Origin of the sequence: Stenotrophomonas sp. PS02301 (genome assembly GCF_029959485.1) — a bacterium.
Lineage (GTDB): Bacteria > Pseudomonadota > Gammaproteobacteria > Xanthomonadales > Xanthomonadaceae > Stenotrophomonas > Stenotrophomonas maltophilia_Z.
The window spans coordinates 1-7974 of sequence record NZ_JASCOO010000141.1 but is presented as its reverse complement, the minus strand read 5'-3'; the positions used below and the strand labels follow the sequence as shown (position 1 = coordinate 7974).

Genomic DNA, 7974 nt, shown 5'->3' with positions numbered 1-7974 from the left:
TTTGGGGGCGGCCCAGCCGGGGGGGGGCCCCACCGAGCGCGGCCGCGTCCGGTGGGCCCCAACTCACCCGCATCCACACCCCGCCGCTTCGCGGCCGTCCCTGATTCAGGGGCCAGTCCTCCAGAAGCATCGCGGTAGCCGTCCAGCATGGGACCGGTCTTCTGAAGGTTCGAGGTAGGCCCTGCCGTAGGCTGACCTGTTTCTCCAGCAAAGTGAGCCCGCATGACCGACACCGCCCGCATTCCCGAAGCCTGTGACCTGTTGATCGAAGCCGGTTACGTGGTCCCGATCGAGCCGCATGCGGTGGTGCTGGAAGACCATGCCGTGGCCGTGCGTGGCAGTGAGATCATCGCGATCCTGCCGCGTGCCCAAGCGCGCGAGCGCTTTGCGCCCAAGCAGACCGTGTCCCGCCCGGACGCGGCGTTGATGCCGGGTCTGGTCAACGCGCACACCCACAATCCCATGACCCTGCTGCGGGGCGTCGCCGACGACCTGCCGCTGATGGTCTGGCTGCAGCAGCACATCTGGCCGGTGGAAGCGGCGGTGATCGGGCCGGAGTTCGTGGCCGACGGCACCACCCTGGCGATCGCCGAGATGCTGCGCGGCGGTACCACCTGCGCCAACGAAAACTACTTCTTCTCCGACGTCCAGGCCGCCGTCTACAAGCAGCACGGGTTCCGTGCGCTGGTCGGTGCGGTGATCATCGATTTCCCGACCGCCTGGGCCAAGACCGACGACGAGTACTTCGCCAAGGCCGGCGAGCTGCACGACCAGTGGCGCAACGATCCGCTGATCGGCACCTCGTTCGCCCCGCACGCGCCGTACACCGTCAACGACGCGAACTTCGAACGCGTGCGCATGCTGTCCGACCAGCTGGACATGCAGGTGCACCTGCACACGCATGAAACCGCGCAGGAAATCAGCGACTCGCTCAAGCTGCACGGCCAGCGTCCGCTGGCGCGTCTGGATCGGCTCGGCCTGGTCAACGACCGCCTGATCGCGGTGCACATGACCCAGTTGACCGAGGCCGAGATCCACCTGTGCGCCGAGCGCGGCGTCAGCGTGGTGCATTGCCCCGAATCCAACCTCAAGCTGGCCTCCGGGTTCTGCCCGGCGTGCGCGCTGCAGCGCGCCGGTGTGAACCTGGCGATCGGCACCGATGGCTGCGCCAGCAACAATGACCTGGACATGTTCAGCGAGAACCGCACCGCGGCGATCCTGGCCAAGGCCGTGGCCAATGACGCCACCGCGCTGGACGCGGCCACCACGCTGCGTGCGGCCACCCTGGGCGGCGCACGCGCGCTGGGCTTCGGCGACCGCATCGGCTCGATCGAGGTCGGCAAGCAGGCCGATCTGGTCTGCGTGGATCTCTCCGCGCTGGAAACCCAACCGCTGCACCATGTGCTCTCGCAGCTTGTCTACGCCGCCGGCCGCCACCAGGTCAGCGATGTCTGGATCGCCGGCCAGCCCAAGCTGGTCCAGCGCGAACTGGTCGGCATGGACACCGCCGCGATCGTCGCCAACGCCCGCCAGTGGCGCGAGCGTATCCGACACATCCGTGCTTGATGCATCAAGGATCCCCATGAACACCCCCCATGCTTCCACCAATTTCGATCAGGCCGAACTGGACAAGTTCGCCGCGCTCGCCAACCGCTGGTGGGACGTCGATGGCCCGCAGAAGCCGCTGCACGCGTTGAACCCGGTGCGCCTGCAGTACGTCACCCAGCGCGTCACCCTGCGCGGTGCCCGCGTGCTCGATATCGGCTGCGGTGGCGGGCTGCTCAGCGAGGCGCTGGCCAAGGAAGGCGCGGACGTCACCGCGATCGATCTGGCCCCGGAACTGGTCAAGGTCGCCCGCCTGCACGGGCTGGAGTCGGGCGTCACGGTCGACTACCGCGTGCAGGCCGCTGAAGACCTGGCCGCCGAACAGCCGGGCAGCTTCGATGTGGTCACCTGCATGGAAATGCTCGAGCATGTGCCGGACCCGGGCGCGATCATCGCCGCCTGCCATCGCCTGCTCAAGCCGGGCGGCCAGCTGTTCCTGTCCACCGTGAACCGCACCCCGGCCGCGTTCGCCGTGGCGATCGTCGGTGCCGAGTACGTGGCGCGGCTGCTGCCGAAGGGCACGCATCACTACCAGGATTTCATCAAGCCGGCCGAGCTTGGCAAGTGGCTGCGCGAGGCCGATTTCAACCTGCGCGATGTCAGCGGCATGGCGTATGAGCCGTGGCGCAACCGTGCCCGCCTGAGCACGCGCACCGACATCAATTACCTGGCCCACGCGGTCAAGCCGGACGACGCGGCTCGTGTCTGAGTTCGGTTTCCCGCCGGCGGTGCTGTTCGATCTGGACGGCACCCTGCTGGACAGCGCACCGGACATGCTGGCCACCGCCAACGCGATGCTGGCCGCGCGCGAGCGCGCGCCGATCACCCTGGGTGCGCTGCGCCCGGTGGTCTCCAAGGGCTCGCGTGCGATGGTCTCGGTGGCCTTTCCCGAGCTGGGGCAGGCCGAGCGTGATGCGCTGGTGCCGGAGTTCCTGGCGCGCTACGAAGGCCTGATCGGCCAGCATGCCGTTCTGTTTGATGGCATCGCCGGGATGCTCGACGCGCTCGATGCGGCCGGCTGCGCGTGGGGCATCGTCACCAACAAGCCCGAATACCTGGCCCGGCTGATCGTGCCGCAGCTGGGCTGGCAACAGCGCTGCAAGGTGCTGATCGGCGGCGATACCTTGGCCCAGCGCAAGCCGCATCCGCTGCCGCTGCTGGCTGCCGCCGAGCGCATGGGCATCGCCCCGGGCACGTGTATCTACGTGGGCGATGACGAGCGCGACATCGTCGCCGCCAACGCCGCCGGCATGGCCTCGGTCGCCGCGCTGTGGGGCTATCGGCTCGATGCCGACGACCCCATGGCCTGGGGCGCCGACACGCTGATCGCACGTCCCGAACACCTGCAACATGCCAAGGCGTGGCCGCTTCCGCGCACGCTCTAGCCTTTCAAGGAATACACCGTGAGTACTCCCAGCGCCCTGGACAGTTTCCTGGACAAGTGGCGGACCCGCTGGCCCGAGTGGCAGGTGGCCGAACGCTTCGTGCCCGAGCACCAGCGCACCCTGGTGGTGGCGTGGTTCTCGCTGCTGCAGGAGTTCGACGACATCCTCAATACCGCCGGCGACCCGTTGCCGTCCGACGCCAAACTGGCGTGGTGGGGTGAAGAGCTGCGCAGCTGGTCCGCACAGCGCTCGCGCCATCCGCTGGGCCGCGTGCTTGAGCCGGTGCGCGCGCCGTGGGCGCAGCTGGCCGAGACCCTGCCGGATCTGATCGACGCGCGTGCGGTGCCGGTCGATCCGGCGCAGGCGCTGCGCGCGCTGCAGGCCTATGCGGCCGCGGTGGCCGCGGTCGAAGCGGTGATGTTCGATACCCCGGCGCGTGGCGATGTCGCCACCCCGGTGCTGGTGCAGACCCTGGCCCAGCGGCTGCACGAGCGTGGCGTTGCCGCCATTCCGCGTTCGCTGCTGGCCGAGGATGACACCGCCGCACCGCGCAGGTGGGCGCAGCAGTTGCTGGCGAAGTGGCCGGCGCGGGTTGCCGGCCCGCGGCCCCGCCGGCTGTACGCCGCGTTGGCCCGTGCCCGCCAGCAGACCTGGGCGCAGGACCGTCAGTACCAGGCCACGCCGATGCGTACGCTGTGGCTGACCTGGTGGGCTGCGCGAGGCTGAGCGTGGGTGCCGGCCAGCGGCCGGCCCTCCGTTACTTTCCGCGTTCCAGCACCAGCAGCGGGTCGATGCGGGTATCGAACCAGTTCATGCCCCAATGCAGGTGCGGGCCGGTCGCGCGACCGGTCGCACCGACAGCGGCGATCACCTGGCCCTGCTCGACGCGGTCGCCGACCTTCACGTCGATGCGCGACAGATGCAGGAAGTTCGAACTGATCCCGAAGCCGTGATCCAGCAGCAGCGTGCCGCCGGTCAGGTACAGGTCCGGGCCGGCGAAGGTGACCACGCCGGCGGCCGGTGCCTTCACCGGGGTGCCGGTCGGCACCGCGATGTCCATGCCGGAGTGGCCCGAACCGGGTTGGCCGTTATAGACGCGCGCATTGCCGAAGCGGCCGCTGATGCGGCCCTGCACCGGCCAGATGAAGGCCTGTGCGAAGTCGGCGCGATTGTCATCGCGGGCACGCGCGGCGGTGACCTGTGCCTGCTCACGCTTGATCCGTTCGGCAATCGCCGGCGGCGGATTGACCGTCTTCGGCGGCACGCCATTGACGCGCTCGGTCGGCCAGTCACGCGGGGTGACCGCGATGCTGGCCGTTTCGCTGCCGCCGTCCGGGCGCGTCACCTGCACCTGCAGTGGACCTTTCTCATCGCGGCCGATGCCGAACACCACGCTGCCGTACCCGCTCACGCGCAGGGTGCGGCCGCCGTACTGCACGACGCTGCCGGCCGGCACCTTGCCGATCACCATCGCGCCCTGCGAGGCGCTGGCCGGAAACACCACGCGCGCATCGGCCTGGGCCACGGCGGGCGAGGGCAGTAGACTGCCCATCGCCGCGACGCCTGCGGCCGCCAGGGCCGCGCGCAACACCCGTGCCCGCATCAGCGGTCGAAGCTCATGCGCTGGCCGTTCGGCGAGCCCACCAGCTTCTCGCCATCCCAGGCCAACTGCCCGTTGACCCAGGTCGAGGCAATGCGCGAACGGAAGGTGGTGCCTTCAAACGGCGACCAGCCGCACTTGGACAGCACGTCTTCGCGCTTGACGGTGAACGGCACGTCTTCGACCAGCACCAGATCGGCGAAGTAGCCTTCGCGCAGGTAGCCACGCTGGCTGACATCGAACAACTGCGCCGGCGCGTGCGCGAACTTCTGCACGACCTGGGTGATCTCCAGTTTGCCTTCGTGTACCAGTTCCAGCGCGGCGACCAGCGCGTACTGCACCAGCGGCAGGCCGGACGGCGCCTGTGCATAGGGCTTCTGCTTTTCTTCCCAGGTGTGCGGCGCATGATCGGTGGCGAGCACGTCGATCACGTCATCGGCCACGGCGCGGGTCAGCGCTTCGCGGTCGCTGGCTTCCTTGATCGCCGGGTTGCACTTGATCAGGTTGCCCAGCCGCGCGTAATCGCTGCGGTCGAAACGCAGGAAGTGGATGCACGTTTCGGCGGTGATCTGCTTGCGGCTGCCATCGGCGCGGATCAGCGGGCCGCGTTCGAACAGGGCCAGCTCATCAGCGGTGGAGATGTGCAGCACGTGCAGGCGGGTGCCGTGCTTCCTGGCCAGCGACACGGCCAGCTCGGAGGACTTCAGGCAGGCCTCGCGCGAGCGGATGTCCGGGTGCTGCTCGGCACTCAGGGCATCGCCATACTTCTCGGCGTACTCCTTGGCCTTGGCATCGATCATCGGCGTGTCTTCGCAGTGCGTGATGATCGGCGTGGGCGCATCGCGGAAGATCGCATCGAGCGTTTCCGGGTTGTCGACCAGCATGTTGCCGGTGGAGGCGCCCATGAACACCTTGATGCCCGGCGCGGTCTTGGGATCCAGCGACTGGATGTGGGCCAGGTTGTCGTTGCTGGCGCCCATGTAGAAGCCGTAGTTGGCGCGTGCGCGGCCGGCGGCGGCATCGTACTTGGACTGCAGGATCTCGGCGTTGAGCGTGGGTGGATTGGTGTTGGGCATGTCCATGAAGCTGGTCAGGCCCCCGGCGACGGCCGCGGCCGATTCGGTCGCGATGTCGCCCTTGTGGGTCAGGCCGGGCTCACGGAAATGGACCTGGTCGTCGATCATGCCCGGCAGCAGCCAGCGGCCGGCGGCGTCGACGACGGTTTCGCCGGGGCGGGCATCCAAACCGGGGCCGATCTGCGCGATGCGGCCATCTTCGATGCGCAGGTCACCCTGGGTGATGGTGCCTTCGTTGACCAGGCGGGCGTTGACGATGAGCGTGGAGGACATTCAGTGTTTTCCTGTGCAGCGGCAGGTGGCGTCATGCGCGGCGCGCGGGGGCACCTCGTCGATGCCACCGGGATGGAAGGGATGGCAGCGGCCCAGCCGGCGCGCGGCCAGCCAGCTGCCGCGCGCGGGGCCATGGGTGGCGATGGCTTGCATGGCGTATTCAGAACAGCTGGGCATGAAGCGGCAACGCGGCCCCAGCAACGGGCTGATGAAGCGCTTGTAGAAGCGCAGCAGGGCGATGAGCAGGCGTGAGATCACCTCCCAATCTTATTCCAGTTGGCATGAAGGGCGCATTTGTCGCAGGATGGGGCGTTGGACCCGTCCGCACCCACGCGCGCGACGGGCCACCCCGGCGGTGTCGCCGGGTCAGGTACCGAACTGCGCACGTTGGCCCGCCTGCCAGGTGGACCGGTCGCACGCCTTGCGACTCCGGGGCTGAACGGAGTAGGCGGTGTGGTTGCTGCTGCTGGTCGGGTAGGCTATAAAGGCCCGCTTTCCCGGGCCCCGGGGAATCCAAGGAAGAGCGTTTCGTGGCTGCTAAAAAAACTGCAAAGAAGGCCGTCAAGGCCGCCAAGAAAACCGCCAAGCCTGTTGTAAAGAAGTTGGCGGCCAAGTCCGTTGCCAGAAAGCCGGCCGCCAAGCCGGCTGGCAAGCCTGCATCCAAACAACCGGCGGCCAGGACGGCACCCGTTAAAAAGGCGGCCAGCACGTCGCCGGCCAGGACCGTCAAGAAGGCTGTCGCCAAGAAGCCTGCTGCCAAGACGGTGGTGGCCAAGAAGACCGTCGCCAAGAAGGTCGTTGCCAAGAAGTCGACGGTCGCCAAGCCGGTTGCCACGCCCGCCAAGCGCGCGGCAGGCAAGCCGGTGAGCAAGGCGCCCGTCAAGAAAGCCGCTGCCAGCAAGACGGCAGCCAAGAAGACCGTGACGCCTGCTGTCGCCAAACCGGCGGCCAAGCCGGCACCGGCGAAGAAGACCGCAGTCAAGCAGGCACCGGCTACGCCGGTGAAGGCCAGCAAGACCGCCAGCAAGCCCGTGGCACCCAAGCCGGCCACCAAGCCGGTTGCAGCACCCGTAGTGAAGTCCGCACCGAAGCCGGCATCGCCGGCGCCGGCCAAGTCTGTCCCGGCCAAGAGCCCGGCCAAGGCGGCACCTTCTCCGGCGTCTGCGCCGGCGCCGGTCGCCCCTGTCGCCGCCTCCAAGGCCCCGCAAAACAAGAATCCCGTGCCCGTTTCGAAATCGCCTGCAAAAACCCCCGCCAAGTCCGAGTCCGCCCCCAAGCCCGTGTCCCGTCCGGTCGGCAAGGTCGCCGTTGCCGTGGCAGCGCGTTCGGCCGCCCCGGCCCCTCGCACCAAGGTGAAGGTGGTGGAATACAAGACTGACGAAGCCACCGGTCGTCCGATCCTGCCCGACGGTTACAAGCCGAGCGCGGAAGAGGAATACATGAGCCCGCTGCAGCTGGAGTATTTCCGCCAGCGCCTGCAGCACTGGCGCAATGATCTGGTGGAGGAATCCAAGCAGACCATCGCGAATCTGCAGGAGGAAGTGCGTGATATCGGCGATGAGGCCGAGCGCGCCACCCGCGAGACCGAGAACTCGCTGGAACTGCGTACCCGCGATCGTTATCGCAAGCTGATCGGCAAGATCAACAGCACGCTGAAGCGTCTGGAAGATGGCGATTACGGTTTCTGTGTGGATACGGGCGAAGAAATTGGCCTGGACCGTCTGGAAGCCCGCCTGACCGCTGAGCGCACGATCGATGCGCAGGAGCGTTGGGAGCATCTGCAGAAGCAGCAGGGCGACTGATCGCGCTGTTGGTTGTGCTGTTCTACGAAAAAACCCGGCTTCGGCCGGGTTTTTTTTGGCTGGCTGTTTGTTTTTGGTTCGGGTTGGTTCGGGTTGGTCGCGAAGGGCGTTGGCGCCTTGCTGTCTGGTGCTCGAGTGGGTCGGGCAGCCCGGTCCGGGACCCGCCGTAAACCCATCCATGGGGGCTCGTAGTGCGGCATCCATGCCGCACACGGTCCCGGACCGGGCTACCC

The 7974-nt window shown here is 67.8% G+C and carries 8 protein-coding genes; 5 read left to right on the top strand and 3 right to left on the bottom strand.

Annotated elements, in window-relative coordinates; all coding sequences use genetic code 11:
* Positions 1-222 precede the first annotated feature (222 nt).
* Genes QMX81_RS19745 through QMX81_RS19730 form a run of 4 tightly spaced genes read left to right on the top strand, consistent with a single transcriptional unit; the run spans position 223 to position 3716 of the window.
* Positions 223-1566, top strand: coding sequence for a TRZ/ATZ family hydrolase (locus tag QMX81_RS19745; RefSeq protein ID WP_282264039.1), 1344 nt, complete (start codon positions 223-225; stop codon positions 1564-1566).
* 16 nt (positions 1567-1582) lie between these two features.
* Positions 1583-2314 carry a bifunctional 2-polyprenyl-6-hydroxyphenol methylase/3-demethylubiquinol 3-O-methyltransferase UbiG gene (gene ubiG, locus QMX81_RS19740; RefSeq protein WP_282264036.1) on the top strand — a complete coding sequence of 244 codons (732 nt, stop codon included), beginning with the start codon at positions 1583-1585 and terminating at the stop codon, positions 2312-2314.
* Positions 2307-2990 (top strand): phosphoglycolate phosphatase, encoded by a 684-nt coding sequence (locus tag QMX81_RS19735; RefSeq protein ID WP_282264034.1) that lies wholly within the window; start codon positions 2307-2309, stop codon positions 2988-2990. The genes ubiG and QMX81_RS19735 overlap by 8 nt, the downstream gene beginning before the upstream one ends.
* An 18-nt stretch (positions 2991-3008) precedes the next feature.
* Complete coding sequence (locus tag QMX81_RS19730; protein WP_282264033.1) at positions 3009-3716, top strand: squalene/phytoene synthase family protein; 708 nt, start codon at positions 3009-3011, stop codon at positions 3714-3716.
* Positions 3717-3747: 31 nt separating this feature from the next.
* Here QMX81_RS19730 and QMX81_RS19725 read toward each other — a convergent pair whose 3' ends face one another.
* Genes QMX81_RS19725 through yidD form a run of 3 tightly spaced genes read right to left on the bottom strand, consistent with a single transcriptional unit; the run spans position 3748 to position 6197 of the window.
* On the bottom strand, positions 3748-4542 hold the full coding sequence (locus QMX81_RS19725) for a M23 family metallopeptidase (RefSeq protein WP_259462105.1): 795 nt from the start codon (positions 4540-4542) through the stop codon (positions 3748-3750).
* Positions 4543-4592: 50 nt separating this feature from the next.
* On the bottom strand, positions 4593-5939 hold the full coding sequence (locus QMX81_RS19720; RefSeq protein ID WP_282264030.1) for a dihydroorotase: 1347 nt from the start codon (positions 5937-5939) through the stop codon (positions 4593-4595).
* A complete protein-coding gene (gene yidD, locus QMX81_RS19715) occupies positions 5940-6197 on the bottom strand; it encodes a membrane protein insertion efficiency factor YidD (protein WP_121038212.1) in 258 nt (85 codons plus the stop codon).
* A 272-nt stretch (positions 6198-6469) separates the two neighbouring features.
* Here yidD and dksA point away from each other — a divergent pair, with 272 nt between their 5' ends.
* A complete protein-coding gene (gene dksA, locus QMX81_RS19710; protein WP_121038209.1) occupies positions 6470-7741 on the top strand; it encodes an RNA polymerase-binding protein DksA in 1272 nt (423 codons plus the stop codon).
* Positions 7742-7974 lie beyond the last annotated feature (233 nt).